A 19,519-nucleotide genomic window follows, 5' to 3' on the forward strand; every position below is an offset into this window, starting at 1 on the left:
ATCACAGACTAAAAATATTCACTTTGCTTAGGTTCCGCTTCCAGAAATTTCACTTGGAGTGCTTTATAAATATCAATGCCCTTAATAAAGACAAGAGGCCTTAAAGGCCTCTTTTCATAACTACAGCTTGGGAATATGCATAACACTATTTATCTTATGATTTCCTGCAGATTTTCTGCGAAACGCGGACGGGCCATCGGTCCACACTTTCAATAAAATAAATTGCCTAAGTGTTTGATGCATATTACTTAGCCTTTCCCTGGAAGCATTCCTACTGTCCCCGGCTTAATACGTTTGCAGGTAACAGTAATATCTTTTACATAGCATTTTTGCAGACCTTTTTCATCTGAACATTCATTACATGCCACCTCACCATTATCTTTTATTTCATCAACATGCCATCCATATCCTTGAGTTTGACAGAATTTTTTTGAATAACTTTTGAACTTGTAAGGCTTTACTGCGCTCGCTTTAGCATCCGCTAATGACTCACATTTTGCAGAAGGTAAAGTATTTCCCATTAAGTCTCGATAAATATATTCAGTTGCAAAGGCCGGACTAGAAAAATAGGTCAATGCAAGTAGGGTTCCGATAAGTTTTAGTTTCATAAGCTGTTCTCCACTCTTGTTATCATTTTATGTGAAAGATTAATTTAATACACGAATGTTCATGAGACGGTGCTCTTCGTTGATTTGATCTTTGATGGGGGCAAATTTATCTGATTCACTACTTTTTACTGTCAACAGGACACTAACAGCAATAATCGCGACCAATGCAATGTAATAAACAGAATAATCTTTTTCTTGTGTTTCTTCAGTCATTTTCGTTAGCCTCTAATTTTTCAAGTCAGCAATAGCTGCGCCAAAGTTAATATGAAATACCTCTCCGTCTAGCACAAGAGCGGGGACAGATTTAACACCCGCTTCTTCTGCTTCTTTTATACGCTTCGCATGCGTACCTAAGTGTACATTTTCGATAGTATATTTTTTGCTATCAATAGCATTCGCTAGCATTTGTTCAGCACCTAAACATACAGGACACCCCGCATGGTAAAAAATTGCAGTACTCATAATTATCAAGTCCTCTTTTTATTGATATTGAATCGATACTATAAACAAACAAATCGATCAAGTCAAACAAATATCGATCCGATATTTGTTGGCTTGATTTAGTAGCAAAATCAGAGTATGTTAAATAACAAAACAGGAAGGACTATCATGATAAGCGTTATTTTATTTAACATTAAAAGGTGCGTATAATCTACTTCCATGGTTTAATTACGAAAAATAAATATCGAATCAACATTATCTTTACAGGCAACAGGAATACACATGGAACTAAAAATAAAAACCCTTAAAAAATCCATTTTAGCCATTAGCATCAGCGTACTTTTCACATCAGCTAACGCATATGCGGCATCAGATGACAGTCATAAAATGCATCAGCTGTATCAAGATAACTGCGCCAGTTGTCATGGCTCAGATCATGGCGGTTATTTAGCTCCGGCGTTGAATTCCGAAACTTTAAAAGGTCGTAGTCCGACGGCTTTACGTACCTTAATTATGACCGGTAGTTTTGAAACTTTAATGCCTCCGTTCTTCGGTCGCTTATCCGATAACGATATCCGCGACATGGTCAAACATTTACAAAGCACACCAAAATTAGCTAATCCGGCCTTCACTATTAAAGATATGCAAGCATCTTTAAAAGTCTACGTTAAAGACGAATCAAAATTACCTAATAAACCCACTTTTAAAATCGACAGCATGGACGATATTATCGGTGTTGCTGCGCGTGGAAAGTATGGTCGTGGGGATGGCTCTGAAGCAGTATTTATCAATAGCAAAACACACCAACAAATCGGCGTCGTGCCCACAGTGACCGCAGCGCATATAATCGAGTTTAGCCCCGCAAATGAACGCTGGGCTTATGTAAAAACCGATACGGCGGAAATTTATAAAGTTGATTTATATACTATGCAAGCGGTACGCAGCATTAAAACCGGCTGGAATGGCCCGGGCATAGGCATTTCGCGCGATGGTAAGTACCTGATGGCCGGTTCGTTTGTGCCGCATAATGCTGTTATATTAGATGCGGAAACCTTAGAGCCTTTAAAGCAATTTGAATTAGAAGGTATCGATCCCGACGGTAAAATGGTTAGCTCTGATTCAGGTATGATCATTGGCACCCCTTATGCTGATATTTTTGCCATCGCTTTAGAAAATGCCGGTCAAGTTTGGGTAGTAGATTTAAAAGATGATTTCCCGGTCACTAAAATCAAAAATGTGGGTCGTCATTTACATGATGCTTTCTTGACCCATAAAGGTAAAAAATTAATGATTGCCTCTTATGACGACAGCATCGTGGCGGCTATTGATTTAGAAAAACGCGAAATTATTAAAAAATTACCGGCGGGCTGTGTACCACATGTAGGCGGTGGCGCAGCGGTTAAGGTTGATGGCCGTACCTTGGGGTTTGGCACTAACTTCGGTACATGTGATAAAACCGTGGTCAGTGTTTGGGATTTAGATACCATGGAACTGGTTAAACAAGTTCCTGTTTCTGGCGGCACTGAATCACCAGCAGCCCATGCCAATGCACCTTATGTTGCGGTGGATATTATTACCAAAGATAGACGCGCACGTACCATTCAATTAATTGACAAAAAATCGCTGGAAGTAGTAAAAACCCTGGATGTCGGGGGACATGCTTATTTTCCTGAATACAGTGCTGATGGTAAATCTTTATATGTCAGTGCCGGTTATGCGGGTGATGAAGTTGTAGTATACGATTCAACTTCAATGAAAAAAACCGGTTCTATTCAAATGGAAAGCCCCGCAGGCATTTTTTCTCGCGGCCGAGTGAAATATATGACACGTGGACTATCACCTGACGAAATGGAGTAAAACTAATGAAACTATTTACTTATTCCCTTGCTGCGTTATTCGCTTTTAGTTTTAATGCAACAAGTCAGGCGGCCAGTATTTATGCCGGAGAATCTAAAGCGGCTGCGGTTTGTTCGCAATGTCACGGCATACGCAAAACCAGCGCCGAAGCACCCTTTCCTCCCTTGGCTGGACGTGATGAAGCTTATCTGGAAAGCGCTTTAAAGCAGTATCGTGATAAAACGCGCGTGTCTGATATTATGAATAATATCGCAGGGTCTTTATCGGATCGGGATATTAATAATATTGCCTCTTATTATAGTCGCTTGAAGCCTTAACCTTTGGCGCATAACAGAATCGGGTACATCACTAAACCGACCGACAACGCTAAACAATGATTCGTTATCTATTTATATGCCTGAGTTTACTCTGCTCAGCCCCTGCTTTTTCGATTAATCCTCCTCAGGATAGGCAAAAAGAGTTACGCAACATGCTTAAGCATGATTGCGGCTCTTGCCATGGACTCACATTAAAAGGCGGTTTGGGACCGCCTTTATTAGCCTCAAGGCTAGTTAACAAAACTAATGATTATTTAATTGCAACGATACAAAATGGCCGCAAAGGAACAGCAATGCCGCCGTGGAAATCGTTTATTTCAGTAGACGAAACACGCTGGTTAGTACAAGAATTACTAAAGAAACCTGTAGAACGGACTCTGGTCCACTAGTTCTCAAAATTATTGACATAAGCAGCGAACAATTATGAAAAAAATTACCACATTTTTAGCACTTCTATCTAGTCTAACGACTGTTAATATTCACGCTGAAGAAGTTGACTGCGTAACTACGTCCTGGAAACTAATTGGCTCAAATCATAAAGTATGTGTACAAGCTTATGATGATCCAAAAGTTAAAGGCGTTAGTTGCTATATGAGCCAGGCTAAAAAAGGCGGGCTTAAAGGCACTTTTGGTTTAGCCGAAGATCCCGCCCAATTTTCGCTGGATTGTCGTCAGATAGGTGAGATTATTATAGATTCCAAACTACCTGAGCAAGAAGTCGCTTTCAGTGAAGATACTTCGCTTTTTTTTAAGGAAACACGTGTAATGCGGGTATTTGATAAAAAGCGCAATACCCTTATTTACCTCGCTATCAGCCGGAAATTGATTGATGGAGCACCCGCTAATAGTATATCAACTGTCCCTATTATGCCGTGGTCAAAATAATCCGCTTAACTGTATTTATCGCCCTGAGGCTCATAAAGATAATCGCGTAATAATACCAATATCTTCATGCCCTTTAAGGTAAAACAAATGAAAGAGTCAGAAATTAGCCCGTTAACACAGCGCATTATTAAATACTATATGAAGCATCTAATACCTTTGCTCAGCTTACTACTATTTTCTCCAGGCATATTTGCTGAGTTACTTGGCACAGGTGACTTGGGTGTCGTTATTGAAAGAGAACCAGCTGCGATACAAATTGTAAATACCACTTATAAAAACGCCTTAAGTAGAATTTCAGACTTAGGTGACTTGTCCCATGCTTCTGTTGTATTCTCCCGAGATGCCCGATACGCTTTTATCTTTGGGCGTGATGGTGGCCTGACTAAAATTGATTTATTAGAAAATAAAGTAGCCAAGCGAATTATTCAGGCGGGCAACAGCATCGGCGGCGCTATTTCCCAAGATGGCAGGTTGATTGCCGTTTCTAATTACACGCCTGGTGGTGTAAAAGTTTTTTCCACAGAAACATTGGAATTAATCGCAGATATTCCTGCGCTGTATGGCGACCAGCAGTTATCAAAAGTGGTTGGTTTAGTCGATGCACCAAATCAGAAATTTATTTTTAGCTTATTCGATGCCGGTGAAATCTGGGTAGCTGATCTCAAAGAACCCGCCCGACCTCAAATTCAAAAATTCAAAAATATTGGTAAACAACCTTATGATGCCCTGCTCTCGCCTGATGGGCGTTATTATATTGCCGGTTTATTTGGTGATCGTGGTTTAGCCTTATTAGATCTGTGGTCGCCAGAACAAGGTGTAAAACGCATCCTGCCCGATTATGGTAAAAATGATGAAAAAATGCCGGTATATAAAATGCCGCATCTTGAAGGATGGGCTATGGCAGGGAATTTAATGTTCGTTCCCGCTGTCGGCCAACATGAAGTTTTAGTGGTTAATCAAAACACCTGGCAATTAATTAAACGTATCCCGGTTATCGGTCAGCCAGTATTTGTTATGGCGCGCCCTGATGGTCGGCATATCTGGGTAAATTTTGCGTTCCCCGACAATGCACAGGTGCAAATAATTGATACTAAAAATTTACAAATAATACAGTCTTTAACACCTGGAAAAGCGGTATTACATATGGAATTTACCCCGCGTGGTGAACACGTCTGGGTTTCAGCGCGCGATGATAATCAAGTCATTGTTTACGACACCAGCAGCTTTAAAGAAATTGCGCGTTTACCAGCTAATAAGCCTAGCGGTATATTTTTTAGTTCGCGGGCGCATAAGATGGGGTTGTAAATGCAATGCCTAATAAGTAAACCAGCAAAAAGTTATTTGCTATTTATATATACAGTAGAGCTACAAAAATGAGTGATACCAAACGCATTCTAACCAAGCAAGCAGTATGGAACTCACTAGTAGATAATGAATATGAACTGAAATATGCCGATTGGCATGATGATATTCTCACAACCAGAAAAAAAATTATCTAAAATTCAATAACAACGCCATATAACAATAATACATCATTGAATTACAATGCTCAGCCCACTACACAAACAACTGCTCAATGAATATCAGCAGGACTTCCCACTATCGCCTACGCCTTACTTAGATATTGCGAATACCTTAGGCGTAACCGAAGATGAAGTTCTCACCGCATTTTCTGTTTTATCAGAGCAAGATTTCATTAGTCGTATTGGACCTATTATCCAGCCTAATCATATCGGTATCAGCACCTTAGTTGCCATGGCAATCCCACAGCAACAACTGGCTAAAGTAGCCGGTATAATCAGTGGCTTCCCCGAAGTTAATCACAATTATGAGCGCGAGCACCATTTTAATCTTTGGTTTGTGCTAATCGCCAGTGATCAAATACATTTATCGGCTGTTATTAAACAAATCGAAAGGCAAACTCAATTTAAAACGATGCAACTGCCATTGCTGGAAGATTATTTTATAAACTTAGGCTTTCAACTGGATTTAGAATCGCAAGTAGAAAGTCAAGCCACTCCTCTTCTCTTTAGCGCATGATCGAAGCCATTGACTTACAATTAGTTGCTGCTGTGCAAGAGGGTTTGCCGATTGCCTCGCGCCCTTATGCGCTAATTGCTGAACAATTGAATTTAGACGAAGCCGAAGTCATCTCGCGCCTGGCTAAGCTCAAACAACAAGGCTTAATTAAACGACTCGGTGTGATTGTTAAACACCGACGTTTAGGTTATCAGTCAAATGCCATGGTGGTATTCAATATCCCTGATGCGCTAGTTAATCAAATGGGGCAGCAGGTCAGCCAGTTTCAGTTTATTAACTTATGCTATCAACGCCCGCGCCACGGTGAACATTGGCCGTATAACCTGTTTTGCATGATCCACGGCAAATCCCGCGAAAAAGTACAACAACAACTAAGCTATTTAATTGAAAGCTGCGCTTTAGAAAATTATGCGCATGATATTTTATTTAGCCGTCGTTGTTTTAAGCAACGCGGGGCCGTTTATTTTCCCACCCCAGTCACAGCAAATAAGTAAAAATGGACGATATAGACCGCACGATTATCAACAGATTACAAGAAGGATTCCCTATCTGCCCTGCGCCTTATCAGCGAGTCGCCGAGACGTTGAACATTAGCGAACAGGAATTGCTTGAGCGCTTACAGATATTACTAGATAGTGGCATATTATCACGCTTTGGCCCCATGTTTCATGCTGAACATATGGGTGGCGCACTGACCTTGGCTGCACTCAAAGTGCCCGAAGATAACTACGATACAATTGCTGAAACTATTAACGCATTTCCTGAAGTTGCCCATAATTATGCTCGTAAACACCTGTTAAATATGTGGTTTGTACTCGCCACCGAAACGCCGGTACAAATTCAGCAAGTAATTACTCAAATTGAGACCCAAACCAAATTAACTGTCTACAATATGCCAAAAATACAAGAATACTTTGTCGGCTTAAAACTGGAAGCCTGATGGATCAAATTGACCGGGCAATTATCAGCGCCAGCCAAGCCGGATTGCCACTAACACCCGAGCCTTACCAAAGCCTTGCTGAACAAATCGGCATTAGCACCGATGAGTTAATGCAGCGCTTAATACACATGCAAGAGCAAGGAATAATTCGCCGTATTGGTGCGATTCCTAATCATTATAAATTAGGCTATAAACATAATGGCATGACCGTATGGGATATCGAGGATGCGTATATTGATGAGTTAGGAAAAAAAATCGGGGCTTTGGATTTTGTTAGTCATTGTTACCATCGTCCACGTCACTTACCAGACTGGCCCTACAATTTATTTGCCATGGTTCATGGCAAATCTGCAGCAGCTGCCGAATTACAAATCCAGCAAATAGCGGACTTACTTGGCGACCACTGTCGCGCGCATGAAGTGCTATACAGCACCCGTATTCTGAAAAAAACCGGATTAAGGATTAAAAATAATGTTCCGTCTTAGCCAATTTATGCGTGAAGTATTGCATCCAACACCGCTCAAAGCCGTTAGAAAACCAGCCGCGCCAGTAGTCATTTGGAACCTGATTAGGCGTTGCAATCTTACCTGCAAACATTGCTATACCACCTCTGCGGATATTGATTTTCCAGGTGAGCTAAGCACCGAGTCGATATATAAGGTCATGGACGACTTGAAAGCATTTCAAGTACCTGTACTTATCCTGTCTGGCGGAGAACCTCTATTACACCCCGATATTTTTAGTATTTCAAAACGCGCCAGGGATATGGGATTTTATGTCGCCCTGTCCAGTAACGGCACGCTGATTACTGAACAAAATATCCGGCAAATAGCCGCTATCAATTATCAATATGTTGGCGTTAGTTTAGACGGCATAGGGGCAACCCATGATAATTTTCGTCAACAGCAGGGCTCGTTTGATGCATCAGTACGCGGCATAGAACTTTGCCGTAAACAAGGTATTAAAGCCGGCATTCGTTTTACTCTTACTCAGGATAATGTGCTAGATTTCCCGGCCATGCTTGCTTTAATGGACGAAAAAGATATTGATAAATTTTATTTATCACATCTTAATTATGGAGGACGGGGTAATAAAAACCGTAAAAGCGATGCCTTTTTTAGCATGACTCGTACAGCAATGGATTTGCTATTTGAAAAGTGCCTGCAATGGGAACAGCAAGGAATACATAGAGAAATTGTTACCGGCAACAATGATGCTGATGCAGTATATTTTTTACATTGGGTCCATAAAAATTTCCCTCAACAAGCGGCACACCTGCAAGCCAAACTGGAACAATGGGGCGGTAATGCATCCGGGGTTAATGTGGCCAATATTGATAACCTGGGTAATGTTCATCCAGATACTTTCTGGTGGCATTATGATTTAGGCAATGTTCAGCAACGCCCTTTTTCGGAAATCTGGCAAGATATCTCAGACCCGTTGATGGCTGGATTAAAACAATCGCCGCGTCCATTGAAAGGACGTTGTGGTACTTGCAGTTATCAAAATATTTGCAATGGCAATACCAGAGTTAGAGCACAGCAGGTATACGATGATGCCTGGGCTGAAGATCCAGGATGTTATTTGAGTGAAACTGAGATTTAACAGGGGATTCGATGTGTTCGACTTAATGTAGCTTTATTAAATAAAGCTACATTAAGATTTAGAGCAATATTATTTATTGCTCTTCAGGCTCAACTAACTCGTCATCATCTTTGTCCATTTTATCAATGATTTTTTCAGCATCTTGCTCAATACTATCTTCCATATTCATAATCACCTGATCAATTTCTTCTTGAGACTTGCCTTTTTGCTGCATTTCAATCGCTATATCTATCGCATCTTCACGCAGTTCTACTTCAACTTCATCTGCAGTAATATATCCATCCTTATTCTGGTCATACTCATTAGATGAACTCTTTTGTGCCTGGCCTTCATAAGGAACATATCTTGCATTTACATCAAATACTGCTAAAGCCAACAAAGCAGGTAATAGGCCTGTTATAATTTTTTTCATTGCGCTAACCATTATTTTCTAAGAAAAACTCATAATAACACGGTAGCTTAGCAGACGAAAGTACCTGTCACTAAGCTCACAGAGAAAAGTAACTTAATGTTCTCTGTGCCTACTTGTGTAAAGCTTTTAAGGAATATACAGCAAATAACTTGAGCAACTTTGTTTGGAAGCGTGGACAACTTGTCTGCACTGTGCAGGCATTCAGAAAAATATTTTATTTGCAGTGTATATACTTCTCAGGGCAGAGTTTTCATACTTGTACATTCTTCTTAGAAGCTTGTATTTTCACAACTTGATGTCAATCACTATCTATGTCATGATTGACAAATTTTCCTATAATTTTAATCTTTTATGAGGCATTTCAATGGCTGGTCGTAACCACCTTTATATCCCAGGCCCTACTAACTCTCCACATGAAGTATTAAGTGCAATGCATCTTCCTATGGAAGATCACCGCGCACCAACGTTTCCACTGTTACTTAAGCCTATTTTAGAAGACCTAAAAAAAGTATTTAGAACAGAAACCGGGCAGGCATTTGTCTTCCCTGCTACAGGAACAGCGGGCTGGGAAATTGCTCTAACAAACACTTTAAGCCCAGGCGATAAAGTACTTATCTACCGTTTTGGTCAATTCAGCCATTTATGGATGAACATGGCGCAACGTCTAGGTTTAGATGTAGAAATGCACGAAGTTCAATGGGGCAAAGGTATTCCTTTAGATGACATGGAAGCACGCCTAAAAGAAGATACTGCACATGAAATTAAAGCCGTTTTAGCCACACACAACGAAACAGCAACCGGCGTAACCAGTGATATTAGTGGCGTACGTAAAGCCATGGATGCAGCAAAGCACCCTGCTTTATTGTTTGTTGATGGCGTAAGTTCTATTGCCAGCCTTGATTACCGCATGGATGAATGGGGTATTGATGCTTCAATCAGTGGTTCACAAAAAGGTTTTATGTTGCCCGCTGGATTAGCTATCCTGGCTTTCAGCCAAAAAGCATTAGCGTGTTTAGACTCTGCAAAATTTCCTCGTTGCTTCTTAGATCTAAAAGATCAAATGAACTCCAATAAAGATGGCTACACGCCTTACACACCTTCTACTCCGATGCTACACGGCTTACGTGCATCATTAGATATCCTATTGGAAGAAGGTATGGAAAATGTATACGCACGTCACCACCGTTTAGCTGAAGGTACTCGTAGAGCTGTTACTGCCTGGGGTTTAAAACTTTGCGCTCAACCCGGCTTTGAGTCAGACACAGTTTCTGCCATTGTCGTACCAGAAGACAAAGATGCTCGCGATGTGATTGCAAAGGCTTTTAATAAATATGATATTTCATTAGGCGGCGGCCTATCAGAAGTGATGGGCAAAGTATTCCGTATCGGTCATATTGGCGATATGAATGACGTGTCTATGCTAGGTGCAATCGCCGGCGTAGAAATGGCACTATTGGATTGCGGCATTGATATCGTGCCTGGTAGCGGTGTTGCAGCAGCGATTGAATATTATCGTGCAACTGTAACAGCATAAATTAATGCCTTCTCGATAATGCAAGGCACTACTGTTATTACAGTCATAACAGTAGTGCCTTTTTTATTGCAGGCATCACCAATTACGTCTTTAGACAAGCTTGCACCGGACGAAAGTTCACTTCTACATTATGAATAAACCCAAAGTTTTTATTACACGAAAATGGCCTGAATCTGTCGAGGCTAAATTACAAGCTCGCTATCAGGTTACATTCAATAAAGACGACCGACCTCTAAGTCAAGAAGAGTTTAAATCTGCCCTGCAAGAATATGATGCCGTCTGCCCTACTGTATGTGATTCGTTTCCCGCTGAGGTTTTAAATGTTGCCAATAAACGCTGTAAAATTCTGGCTAACTTCGGTGTCGGTTATAACCATATTGATGTCACGGCTGCCAGGCAACAAGGCCTAATTATTACTAACACACCGGGAGTTTTAACCCATAGCACTGCTGACATTGCTATGACCTTATTACTGATGTCCGCTCGGCGAGGTGTTGAAGGCGATAGACTGGTACGCAGTAAACAATGGCAGGGCTGGTGCCCGACGCATATGTTAAGCAGCAATGTTACCGGCGCGACACTGGGGTTAATCGGCTTTGGCAGGATCGCTCAAGCGATGGCCAGAAAAGCTCATCACGGTTTTGATATGAATATTGTTTATTTCAAACCCAGCCCTGCAGATGAATATGTTATCGATGACTTACATGCGACACGCTGCGAAACTATAGAAGAATTACTACAAATGTCTGATTTTGTCTCTTTGCATTGTCCTGGAGGATATGAAACTCGACATTTGATGAAATGCAGACAGGTTTAAGCTAATGAAACCAACAGCCCATCTTATAAATACAGCTCGCGGAGATATTGTTGATACTCAGGCATTGATTGACGTACTGAAAAGCAAGCATATTGCCGGAGCAGGACTAGATGTTTATGAAGCTGAGCCAAATGTGCCGGGCGAATTATTAACACTGGATAATGTCTCACTTTTACCTCATCTAGGCAGCGCCACACTTACCACTAGAACAGCGATGGGTGAAAAAGTATTAAGTAATCTGCAAGCCTATTTTTCAGGCCAGCCTTTACCCGACCAAATAATTTAAAGAAAATGAGTTTAAACAGTTACCAAAACGTAGATAGAGAAGCACTGGCAAAAGATCTTAATGAAATTCATCAAGAAGTTTTGGCTCGCGTTGGCGAGCAGGATTTTCAACATTTAAAAAAAATGGAGCGCTGGGGACAGTTGTGTTCAATATTGGGTTATGCAACAGCATGGATTTTTCCTAACCCGATTTCAGCGTTACTAATCAGCCAGGGCAGTTTCACACGCTGGACTCAAATGACTCACCCCATCGTGCATAAAGGCTATGACAAAATAGCTAATATTCCAGAAAGCTATACCAGTCAAAAATTTGCTCAGGGATGGCGACGCTTTTTGGACTGGCCGGACTGGATCACACCTGCAGGATGGCATCAGGAACACGATATATTACATCATTATAATCTCGGCGAAAAACTGGACCCGGACCATTTACAGCATAATATGGAATGGCTAAGACAATCCAGCATTCCAATGGGCTTACGTTATGTTATCGTCGCTCTGTTTACAGCTGCATGGAAAATTTTGTATTACACCCCCAGAACACACAAAGAGTTACGTATAAGTCAGACCAGGCAAAAGAGAGAAGTTTTACCTGAAATGACGCGATCAGGTGCCTGGAGCCTGTTTACCAAACAGGGGCGAGCATTATGGTTCGAAAGTATACTGCCATATGTTGGCTTTCGTTTTATCTTGTTACCGCTGCTGTTTTTACCGCTGGGTACCTTTGCTGTTATCAATGTTTTTCTGACCACCCTTTTGGCAGAGGCATTTACAAATATACATTCATTTCTAGTCATCGTGCCTAATCATGCGGGTGATGATGTCATGATGTTTGAGGACAAAGGCAAGGGTCGAGGGGAATTTTTTCTGCGTCAGATTCTAGGCTCGGTCAATTACCCAACGGGGTCAGACTTTAATGATTTTTTTTATGGCTGGTTAAATTACCAGATAGAACATCATTTATGGCCTGATATACCATTAAGTCAATATCAATATGTACAACCAAAAGTTGTCGAGGTGTGTAAAAAATACGGTATACCTTATCGCCAGGACTCAGTATTTAAAAGATTAAAAAAGGCTGTTGATATTATGGTGGGGCGCACTTCCATGCTAAAGCCTGTTACAGAAGCAACCGAATAAAAAACTTCTTCACTAAAAATATATAACCTGGTTAGGGGCATGGTTTCAGAGACTATGAAAGCATTCCCCCTTACCATGCAGGTATAATGCTACCCCATGATTAACGCAAAAATATCGGCTGGTTTTTTATCCCTAGTCCAATGTACAAAAACGGGCTTTGAACAAGCTTATAATGCCCAGACAGATATTGACACACACTTAATTGTTTGCGCATGCTGTGGCACAACACGCCAATGATAAACACGAAATAGTTCCCGGCATAAACAAATTCAGTCAACTCCCTGACAGAGCTTAGGGAGAATAGACAATATATTAGCGGATACAGGGCATTGCAGTGAGTCCAATGTGACTGCCTGTGACGAATCGAATATATCCCCTATATCACAGAAAAACGATAATCTCATAACCAGACACTGAAACAAAGGAATAAACATGAGCCAGAAAAGGACCTATCCAAACTCTCCCCGGTTGAAGCAATGCGGCATCGATTAAAAATAAAATAAGGGACAACTCTACGCCAAAAGAAAATCAACTGTTGAAACAGTTTTCGGTATTATTAAGCATGTACAAGAGTTCAGACAATTTCACCTGCGAAGCTTAATATTTATCCAAAGTGATAGGAAGCGCTGTCCGTTTTTGGAAGTCATTTTTTTGATTGACATAATCAGGATCAGATTCATTTTAAAAAAATAAACCTTGTCTCTTATGGAAATACTGGCTCATTTGATACATCATCTTCAGGCAATTCAAATTTTCCAGTTTCCAAGTCAGAAAACATTCGCTCCCAAAATCGTTTGTTTGTTTCCGGATCCATTTTCTTGATTATTTCATCCAGTTTGACCTGTGTCGATTTATCCAAAACACCAATTGCAGCGGCCTGTTCCAATAAACCAATACTGGATTCGAGTTCATCATTAGCACTTAAGACTTTTTCATCATCGTCCACTTGCTGCTCTTGTCTGGCATAAGAATATTCTCGAAGTTCTTGCTCAATTAGTTTCAAGCGGGGATAAATATTGTTCTCGATATGCTTTAGCTTCTCTTCCAACATATCAATTCCAAATTGGTAGTTCTCAGGTTTTTGCTCTGCTAATAAAAAACCTGAATCATTCATTCTCTCCAAAGCTGCTATTCGCTCTTCAAGTACATTTACCTTTTCTGTTGAAATCATACCTATTTTTCCAACTATAATTCCGACACTGAAAACAAAAATAGCGAAAATTAAATATAAAATATTTTTTTGTGTCATGGGAAAGCTTCTTATCTGACCTAAAAACATTTATGGACAGGCTAATAAATAGATATTAACTGTGAAAAACTAGATTTGTATCAGAGATTTTTTTAGGTTATGTCTACATTAGCTGATGATATCATTCATTAGCACCCACAACATTAGTTATAAATTATTGAGGAGTTATCGTTTTTGAATTGCGTGTCTAGCCATCCTCGCCAACCAAATCATTTAATTAAACCCAGTGACAGGATTAAGAGGAAGCACAGCCCAACGTCTCCTGAAGCATTGCCTGAAAGCTCGTTTGAGACTTGTAATTTTTGATGGTTTGTCAGTTGCGCTGTCTAAACTAGCCAAGGATAAAAATCTTTGATTTTTATAACTATCTCTCTAAATATTTCTTTGCTATTCGAAGAGTATAGTTCAAACAAACAGTCAATGCCATCATCGCTTTTTTATAATAAGAAGGTGGAAAGCCCGTTTAAAAAGTCTTTTTTAGAGCTGCAGGACGGTATTCACAATGCAAAAAAACAATAATCACGCCACTATTTTTCGCTGCGGAGACCAGACGAACCCCGCAACAACTATCGCTAAAATGTGGCGTGCTAAAATTTTTTATTTACCCGCACGCGAGGTGCACCTCTTGATCGTTAATATGTAAATGTGAGTTCTGAACTTGTCCCACTGACGGTGGCATTTCGAAAACCTGATAACCCGGCTGAAGCAGCGCTAACAGCGCCTTCTTGATTTCCTGTAGTAAAACTATGTTCTCCTTGAAAAGTAATATTGTTGTCGCCAGATGACAATATAATTGTTGTTTCCAGTGCTGCTTTATTCAATAGTGCGCCAAAGCTAACCCTTTTTTTACTCACGAAGTAACCAATTAAAGTTTTACCTAAGTAAACTTCCCCGCCTTCAAATTGCCAACGACCTTCTGCATCATCAACGTTAGTCAAAGTGCTAGTACGTACTAAATTCAAAGTGAATGAAGCGGCAAAACTTGGCATTGCAAAGAAGCCTAATAGTATAATAACCAGTGTGCTGATTTTTACTCTGTTGATTAATATTAATGAACTCATTTCAATCTCCTAAATCTAAAGTCTTATGGATAACACGGGGTTAAAGCATGATAAAAAGATCTGTATAACACAGTTCCATATCAGTTTTGACACTACTCCTTTTACATAAAGAACACAAGATATATGTAGCCAGGAAAGCAAAGGGATCGGTCCGGAATTACGAATTAATTCTGTTTCAGTGATAGAAAAATTAATTTTTTTTAATAGAGATTAGTAAGGCTATGATAATGCCCCTTGGCAAATTTTTCTCCGGTTCTATGACTTCTTCAGCTGCATTGACCATACCTTCAAAACCGATAAATGCATAGAAGGCGATAAACGCCCCAAAAGCCTATCCGTGTTGAAAGCCTGGCTTTTCAGGCATGACAATAATAACTATTATCTCTTCAGAATATAAAGAATAACTATTTAAACCAGGTTATTCCAGTGCTAGCTTCCCATCAATACAATGTTTTAAATCGAGTTGAGGTAATTCCAGAGTCATTTTCACATCCAGATTTTCCGTTCCTTGTAATCGCCCTTCTTCTACTGCTTTAAGAATAGCGTGTTCTATTTCTCGCTGTGACGTAACGCCGACTTGCTTAAGAAACTTTCTTACTTCCATATTTAAGGTATCTTCATTCATATTTATTTTCCTCAAAATGTAGCTGTATTATACTTGCTATAAGGTGTGTATCTGAGTGACTAACATAGAACGGAATGGGTCTTTACCATGAAGAATATGAAGAGAAAAGAGTTAGGGCTTCACCCCCTTCATTCTCTTCATTCTCTTCATGGTAAAAATAGTCTTGCTATACAGTCTTTACACTATTTCTTCTCCCGCCCTATCTTAATCGCTCATATCCGACACTTACTCTCCAGGCTTACGTAACATCTTTTTCACTTCACCCAGGTGCAATTCCTCAAGCGCTATCATGCGCCGTGCATATTCTTCGAGCATGATATGCTTATTATTAACCAGCATTAATAACTTGTTATACGCAATTATGGCAAGGGCCTCATGCTCCAGCGATTCTTTCATAATATCGCCAATATCATGCCGGTGTGTTTCTAATAATGCCCCAATACCTAAAGATGGATGAGCATTTAAGTAAGTAATCAATTCCCCAGCTTCAGTTGCATGACTCAGCGATTCTGTTGCCTGGCTTCGCATCCACGATACGATAGGGATACGATTGTAACCAAAAACCATTAGCGAATAGTGAGTATAGCGGACGACTCCCGCTAATTCGGTTTCCATAATTTCATTGAGTACGTCTATTACTGCAGTTTTATCAATTCCTTTGTTTGACATGATAGCCTCCCAGATCAAAATGATTGAAGTTTGACTATAACTGTTTTTTCTTGATTTGAAAATAAAACTTTGTTAGGAAAGATATATTGGCCACATAAAAAATCTGCTGCTTCATTGCCTAAAGCCGATAAAAGATAGCTAGTTTATACTATCTTTAATTATCCTTTATATTCGCCCGCTCTTTCGAAGCCGGCGATTTACCAGCCTATGATACAGTCTGGCAAGTACAGGGCGAATCAAAGGCAATGCAATCAGCCATGACAAAGGTCGTAATACAGGTACTTTACTCATTAACAAACTATAGGCATCCAACTCAGAAAGAACCTTACCATGTTCATCTTTAATATGAAGTTCCTTTAAAGCTTTTACTGGATCGATGCCTAAGTCACGCAGATGCTGATCTTGGCCCGTAATATCTATCCAGCAAACATTTTCACCCATTTTACCCGCTAGCTTTTCGTAAGTTTTCCTATCCCTGATACATTTTGGACAGGCACCATCATAATAAACACAAATTTTACTGTTATTTTGGCTCATATTATTGCTTCCCCACTAAATTAAACATTTAACTATATTTTCTACATGAATCATCCCACATTTATATTTACAAACTTGCTATAAGACCCGAATTCATATAATAACTGCAACACCTCTTTAAAGGGTTAGATGGTATAGTTTCCGTCGACTAAAACCTGAAACTAAAAAGAGGTGCTCAATGAACACGTTTAACCATCTAACCCAAGAGGAAAGATTTTACATTTATACGCAACTAAAACAAGGCGTTTCTAAGAATCAAATAGCCATCACATTGGGGCGTCATAAATCGACTATTGGACGTGAAATTACGCGTAATACAGGTCAGTGTGGTTATCGTTACAAGCAAGCTGAGAGAATAGCTAAACAACGCCATATTGATAAGCCCAAAAACATCAAGATGACGGCTGAGTTACAACAGATAATAACGCCTTTAATCAAAGAGAAATGGAGTCCTGACTGTATTTCAGGACGCTTAAAACAACAAGGTAAGGACTCCGTCAGTCATGAGACTATTTACCGTTATATTTTAGCTAACAAAGCAGCCGGTGGCGATTTGTATACTTATTTGAGGCATCAAGCCAAACCTTATCGTAAGCGATATGGAAAAAATGATTATCGCGGAACGATACCCAGCCGTGTTGATATTGATGAGCGACCAAAAGTGGTTGATGATAAAACGCGTTTAGGTGATTGGGAAGCAGATACTGTTATCGGTAAAGGACATAAAGGCGTATTGGTGACGCTGACTGAACGGGTCTCAAGGCTCAACTTCGCCATCTCAATTGAGCGTAAAGAATCTGAATTAACGAAAGAGGCGATTATCAATGCTCTTGAGCCTTTTAAACGTTGGGTTCACACGATTACCTTTGATAATGGACGTGAGTTTTGTGGGCATGAAGCCATTGCAAAAACACTCGACTGCGGCACTTATTTTGCCAAACCGTATCATTCGTGGCAACGAGGTTTAAATGAAAACCACAATGGCTTATTAAGGCAATACTTCCCTAAAAAAGAACCTTTGGATAAGGTAACTCAAGATGAGGTTGATAGTGCAATTACAGCACTTAATCATCGTCCAAGAAAAGGGTTAAATTACAGAACTCCATGGGAAGTATTTTGCCAAATAACGGGGGTTGATATAAATAAATCACAGGGTGTTGCATTAATTGCTTGAATTCGCGAGAATTGCAAAAGTAAAGCACCTAACAAAGCAATGATGTCAAGCACTATAGGCTAAAAAAGTCTATTTAGCGGCTACCCGCACAACAGTATTATTGGCAATAGGCTTTAAAAAACATCCAAACAGTACTATTATAAGTTTAAGTCAACACAAACTTTGTAACGCAAGAGAGTTTAGGCTAGTCAATAAAGCTTTATTCATATAGGCGAACAAGGGGAGGTAAATAATTACTACATATCAATATTTGCACATGGACTAAGAACACTTAGGTTAAATCATCTGATAATGAGGAATTAATTATGAACAGGTCTATTTTATTAAGAGCGCTGTTGATTTCTTCGGTAACTGCTTTATCTGCAGGTCAAATGCCTGTAGTAGTGGCGGCAGAAAATGTCGATGCTGCACAGCACGAGATGATGGCAAAACATCATGATAATGCAGCGATGCACCATGAAATGGCCATTGAATCTCATAAAACGGCAGCTAAAGAAAACAAAGAAGCTGCTAAACATCACCAAGCTGCAGCTAAGGCATTTACCAAAGGCGATAAGAAAGAAGGGGAAAAGCATGCTGAAATGGCTAGAAAATCCTGGACTTCTGCTCATAAAGCCGCTAATGATGCAGCAAATCATTCTAAAATGGCAGGTGACTCTACTGGAATGTAGGATCAATATATTAATTTTAATCAGTGTGTTACAAGGATGCAACACACTTAGTTAATGCCCGGATGCACTCAACTCTAATGATTCCTTAATGAAAAAAAATTTTGAGGTTTATAGCACAAATTTATAACAAATAACTGTTCCCAAGCCTCTAAAAACATAGGTTTAGCTTTCCTGACTAATACAATCTATTTCGCTGCAAAGCAACATCATCGTATACTCACTTTAACCATTAATACTTATACCGTTAATTTCTTTTATCGAACTTAGAAAAAATATTATGGAAATATGTTCTTGTCATCTGACGGTAAAGCGAGTAGAAGTTATCTAGTTAAAAATAGTAATTTGTAATGCACTAAATTACCGTCATTCTCACTTAAATACATAGTTAATAAGGAGAAATAATGGAAACACCTACTCATTCTCTAGCCTCACTTTTTGATCAGCTGGGGCTAGACAGCTCAGCCCAGGCAATTGAGGATTTCATCAATAGCAATAGATACTTGCCAGAAAATATCGACTTGTACCAGGCAGATTTCTGGAACAACTCACAAGCTATTTTTTTAAAACAGGCAAAAGAAGAAGATGCTGATTGGGCTGAAATAGTTGATCAACTGAATGCGATGCTACACTGAACTGATACTTGAAGTACGAT

General features: G+C 39.8%; 28 protein-coding genes. 18 read left to right on the forward strand and 10 right to left on the reverse strand.

Annotated features, from left to right (window positions below; translation table 11 throughout):
* Positions 1-248 precede the first annotated feature (248 nt).
* From AU255_RS16385 to AU255_RS16390, 3 genes are read right to left on the reverse strand one after another with little or no spacing between them, the layout of a single operon-like run.
* Positions 249-608, reverse strand: coding sequence for a hypothetical protein (locus AU255_RS16385; protein WP_080523980.1), 360 nt, complete (start codon positions 606-608; stop codon positions 249-251).
* Between the two features lie 39 nt (positions 609-647).
* Positions 648-821: a hypothetical protein gene (locus AU255_RS20490; RefSeq protein WP_198942670.1), complete on the reverse strand. Its 174-nt coding sequence runs from the start codon at positions 819-821 to the stop codon at positions 648-650.
* Positions 822-833: 12 nt separating this feature from the next.
* A complete protein-coding gene (locus AU255_RS16390; RefSeq protein WP_198942671.1) occupies positions 834-1,070 on the reverse strand; it encodes a thioredoxin family protein in 237 nt (78 codons plus the stop codon).
* A 261-nt stretch (positions 1,071-1,331) separates the two neighbouring features.
* On the opposite strand from AU255_RS16390, the gene AU255_RS16395 reads away from it, so the two are divergent.
* From AU255_RS16395 to nirJ, 11 genes are all read left to right on the forward strand, one after another.
* Positions 1,332-2,906, forward strand: coding sequence for a nitrite reductase (locus AU255_RS16395; protein ID WP_080523981.1), 1,575 nt, complete (start codon positions 1,332-1,334; stop codon positions 2,904-2,906).
* 5 nt (positions 2,907-2,911) lie between these two features.
* A complete protein-coding gene (locus tag AU255_RS16400) occupies positions 2,912-3,223 on the forward strand; it encodes a c-type cytochrome (RefSeq protein WP_080523982.1) in 312 nt (103 codons plus the stop codon).
* 56 nt (positions 3,224-3,279) lie between these two features.
* A complete protein-coding gene (locus AU255_RS16405) occupies positions 3,280-3,612 on the forward strand; it encodes a c-type cytochrome (RefSeq protein WP_080523983.1) in 333 nt (110 codons plus the stop codon).
* Between the two features lie 34 nt (positions 3,613-3,646).
* Positions 3,647-4,108: a CreA family protein gene (locus AU255_RS16410; protein WP_080523984.1), complete on the forward strand. Its 462-nt coding sequence runs from the start codon at positions 3,647-3,649 to the stop codon at positions 4,106-4,108.
* Between the two features lie 87 nt (positions 4,109-4,195).
* On the forward strand, positions 4,196-5,413 hold the full coding sequence (locus AU255_RS16415) for a cytochrome D1 domain-containing protein (RefSeq protein ID WP_332889069.1): 1,218 nt from the start codon (positions 4,196-4,198) through the stop codon (positions 5,411-5,413).
* A gap of 68 nt (positions 5,414-5,481) precedes the next feature.
* Entirely contained in the window at positions 5,482-5,607 is a 126-nt protein-coding gene (locus AU255_RS21145) for a hypothetical protein (RefSeq protein WP_269844820.1), read from the forward strand.
* A 46-nt stretch (positions 5,608-5,653) separates the two neighbouring features.
* Positions 5,654-6,148: an Lrp/AsnC family transcriptional regulator gene (locus tag AU255_RS16420; protein ID WP_080523985.1), complete on the forward strand. Its 495-nt coding sequence runs from the start codon at positions 5,654-5,656 to the stop codon at positions 6,146-6,148.
* Positions 6,145-6,642, forward strand: coding sequence for a siroheme decarboxylase subunit beta (ahbB, locus tag AU255_RS16425; RefSeq protein WP_080523986.1), 498 nt, complete (start codon positions 6,145-6,147; stop codon positions 6,640-6,642). The genes AU255_RS16420 and ahbB (AU255_RS16425) overlap by 4 nt, the downstream gene beginning before the upstream one ends.
* Before the next feature lie 2 nt (positions 6,643-6,644).
* Positions 6,645-7,088 (forward strand): Lrp/AsnC family transcriptional regulator, encoded by a 444-nt coding sequence (locus AU255_RS16430; protein ID WP_080523987.1) that lies wholly within the window; start codon positions 6,645-6,647, stop codon positions 7,086-7,088.
* Complete coding sequence (gene ahbB / locus AU255_RS16435) at positions 7,088-7,573, forward strand: siroheme decarboxylase subunit beta (RefSeq protein WP_080523988.1); 486 nt, start codon at positions 7,088-7,090, stop codon at positions 7,571-7,573. Before AU255_RS16430 ends, ahbB (AU255_RS16435) begins: the two co-directional genes overlap by 1 nt.
* Positions 7,560-8,693, forward strand: a complete 1,134-nt coding sequence (nirJ, locus tag AU255_RS16440; protein WP_080523989.1) for a heme d1 biosynthesis radical SAM protein NirJ — start codon at positions 7,560-7,562, stop codon at positions 8,691-8,693. The genes ahbB (AU255_RS16435) and nirJ overlap by 14 nt, the downstream gene beginning before the upstream one ends.
* Before the next feature lie 73 nt (positions 8,694-8,766).
* Here nirJ and AU255_RS16445 read toward each other — a convergent pair whose 3' ends face one another.
* Complete coding sequence (locus AU255_RS16445; protein ID WP_080523990.1) at positions 8,767-9,105, reverse strand: hypothetical protein; 339 nt, start codon at positions 9,103-9,105, stop codon at positions 8,767-8,769.
* 364 nt (positions 9,106-9,469) lie between these two features.
* Here AU255_RS16445 and AU255_RS16450 point away from each other — a divergent pair, with 364 nt between their 5' ends.
* The 4 genes from AU255_RS16450 to AU255_RS16460 all read left to right on the forward strand — a co-directional run bounded on the left by AU255_RS16450 (position 9,470) and on the right by AU255_RS16460 (position 12,881).
* Positions 9,470-10,639 carry an aminotransferase class V-fold PLP-dependent enzyme gene (locus AU255_RS16450; RefSeq protein ID WP_080523991.1) on the forward strand — a complete coding sequence of 390 codons (1,170 nt, stop codon included), beginning with the start codon at positions 9,470-9,472 and terminating at the stop codon, positions 10,637-10,639.
* A 130-nt stretch (positions 10,640-10,769) separates the two neighbouring features.
* Positions 10,770-11,456 carry an NAD(P)-dependent oxidoreductase gene (locus tag AU255_RS16455; RefSeq protein ID WP_332889070.1) on the forward strand — a complete coding sequence of 229 codons (687 nt, stop codon included), beginning with the start codon at positions 10,770-10,772 and terminating at the stop codon, positions 11,454-11,456.
* A 4-nt stretch (positions 11,457-11,460) separates the two neighbouring features.
* Positions 11,461-11,742 carry a 2-hydroxyacid dehydrogenase gene (locus AU255_RS21240; RefSeq protein WP_332889071.1) on the forward strand — a complete coding sequence of 94 codons (282 nt, stop codon included), beginning with the start codon at positions 11,461-11,463 and terminating at the stop codon, positions 11,740-11,742.
* Positions 11,743-11,747: 5 nt separating this feature from the next.
* Positions 11,748-12,881, forward strand: coding sequence for a fatty acid desaturase family protein (locus AU255_RS16460; protein ID WP_080523992.1), 1,134 nt, complete (start codon positions 11,748-11,750; stop codon positions 12,879-12,881).
* Positions 12,882-13,584: 703 nt separating this feature from the next.
* Here the strand turns inward: AU255_RS16460 and AU255_RS16465 are convergent.
* From AU255_RS16465 to AU255_RS16485, 6 genes are all read right to left on the reverse strand, one after another.
* Complete coding sequence (locus tag AU255_RS16465; RefSeq protein WP_080523993.1) at positions 13,585-14,130, reverse strand: hypothetical protein; 546 nt, start codon at positions 14,128-14,130, stop codon at positions 13,585-13,587.
* A gap of 632 nt (positions 14,131-14,762) precedes the next feature.
* A complete protein-coding gene (locus tag AU255_RS16470) occupies positions 14,763-15,191 on the reverse strand; it encodes a hypothetical protein (protein ID WP_080523994.1) in 429 nt (142 codons plus the stop codon).
* A 190-nt stretch (positions 15,192-15,381) separates the two neighbouring features.
* A complete protein-coding gene (locus tag AU255_RS21480; RefSeq protein WP_143736013.1) occupies positions 15,382-15,507 on the reverse strand; it encodes a hypothetical protein in 126 nt (41 codons plus the stop codon).
* 102 nt (positions 15,508-15,609) lie between these two features.
* Complete coding sequence (locus AU255_RS16475) at positions 15,610-15,816, reverse strand: DUF6494 family protein (protein ID WP_080523995.1); 207 nt, start codon at positions 15,814-15,816, stop codon at positions 15,610-15,612.
* A 225-nt stretch (positions 15,817-16,041) separates the two neighbouring features.
* A complete protein-coding gene (locus tag AU255_RS16480) occupies positions 16,042-16,485 on the reverse strand; it encodes a ferritin-like domain-containing protein (RefSeq protein WP_080523996.1) in 444 nt (147 codons plus the stop codon).
* Positions 16,486-16,650: 165 nt separating this feature from the next.
* Positions 16,651-17,022: a thiol-disulfide oxidoreductase DCC family protein gene (locus AU255_RS16485; protein WP_080523997.1), complete on the reverse strand. Its 372-nt coding sequence runs from the start codon at positions 17,020-17,022 to the stop codon at positions 16,651-16,653.
* Positions 17,023-17,200: 178 nt separating this feature from the next.
* Here AU255_RS16485 and AU255_RS16490 point away from each other — a divergent pair, with 178 nt between their 5' ends.
* The 3 genes from AU255_RS16490 to AU255_RS16500 all read left to right on the forward strand — a co-directional run bounded on the left by AU255_RS16490 (position 17,201) and on the right by AU255_RS16500 (position 19,499).
* A complete protein-coding gene (locus AU255_RS16490) occupies positions 17,201-18,196 on the forward strand; it encodes an IS30 family transposase (RefSeq protein ID WP_143736002.1) in 996 nt (331 codons plus the stop codon).
* A 305-nt stretch (positions 18,197-18,501) separates the two neighbouring features.
* Complete coding sequence (locus AU255_RS16495; RefSeq protein ID WP_080523998.1) at positions 18,502-18,867, forward strand: hypothetical protein; 366 nt, start codon at positions 18,502-18,504, stop codon at positions 18,865-18,867.
* A gap of 401 nt (positions 18,868-19,268) precedes the next feature.
* On the forward strand, positions 19,269-19,499 hold the full coding sequence (locus tag AU255_RS16500) for a DUF2789 domain-containing protein (protein WP_080523999.1): 231 nt from the start codon (positions 19,269-19,271) through the stop codon (positions 19,497-19,499).
* The last annotated feature ends 20 nt before the right edge of the window (positions 19,500-19,519 follow it).

Source organism: Methyloprofundus sedimenti (assembly GCF_002072955.1).
GTDB lineage: Bacteria > Pseudomonadota > Gammaproteobacteria > Methylococcales > Methylomonadaceae > Methyloprofundus > Methyloprofundus sedimenti.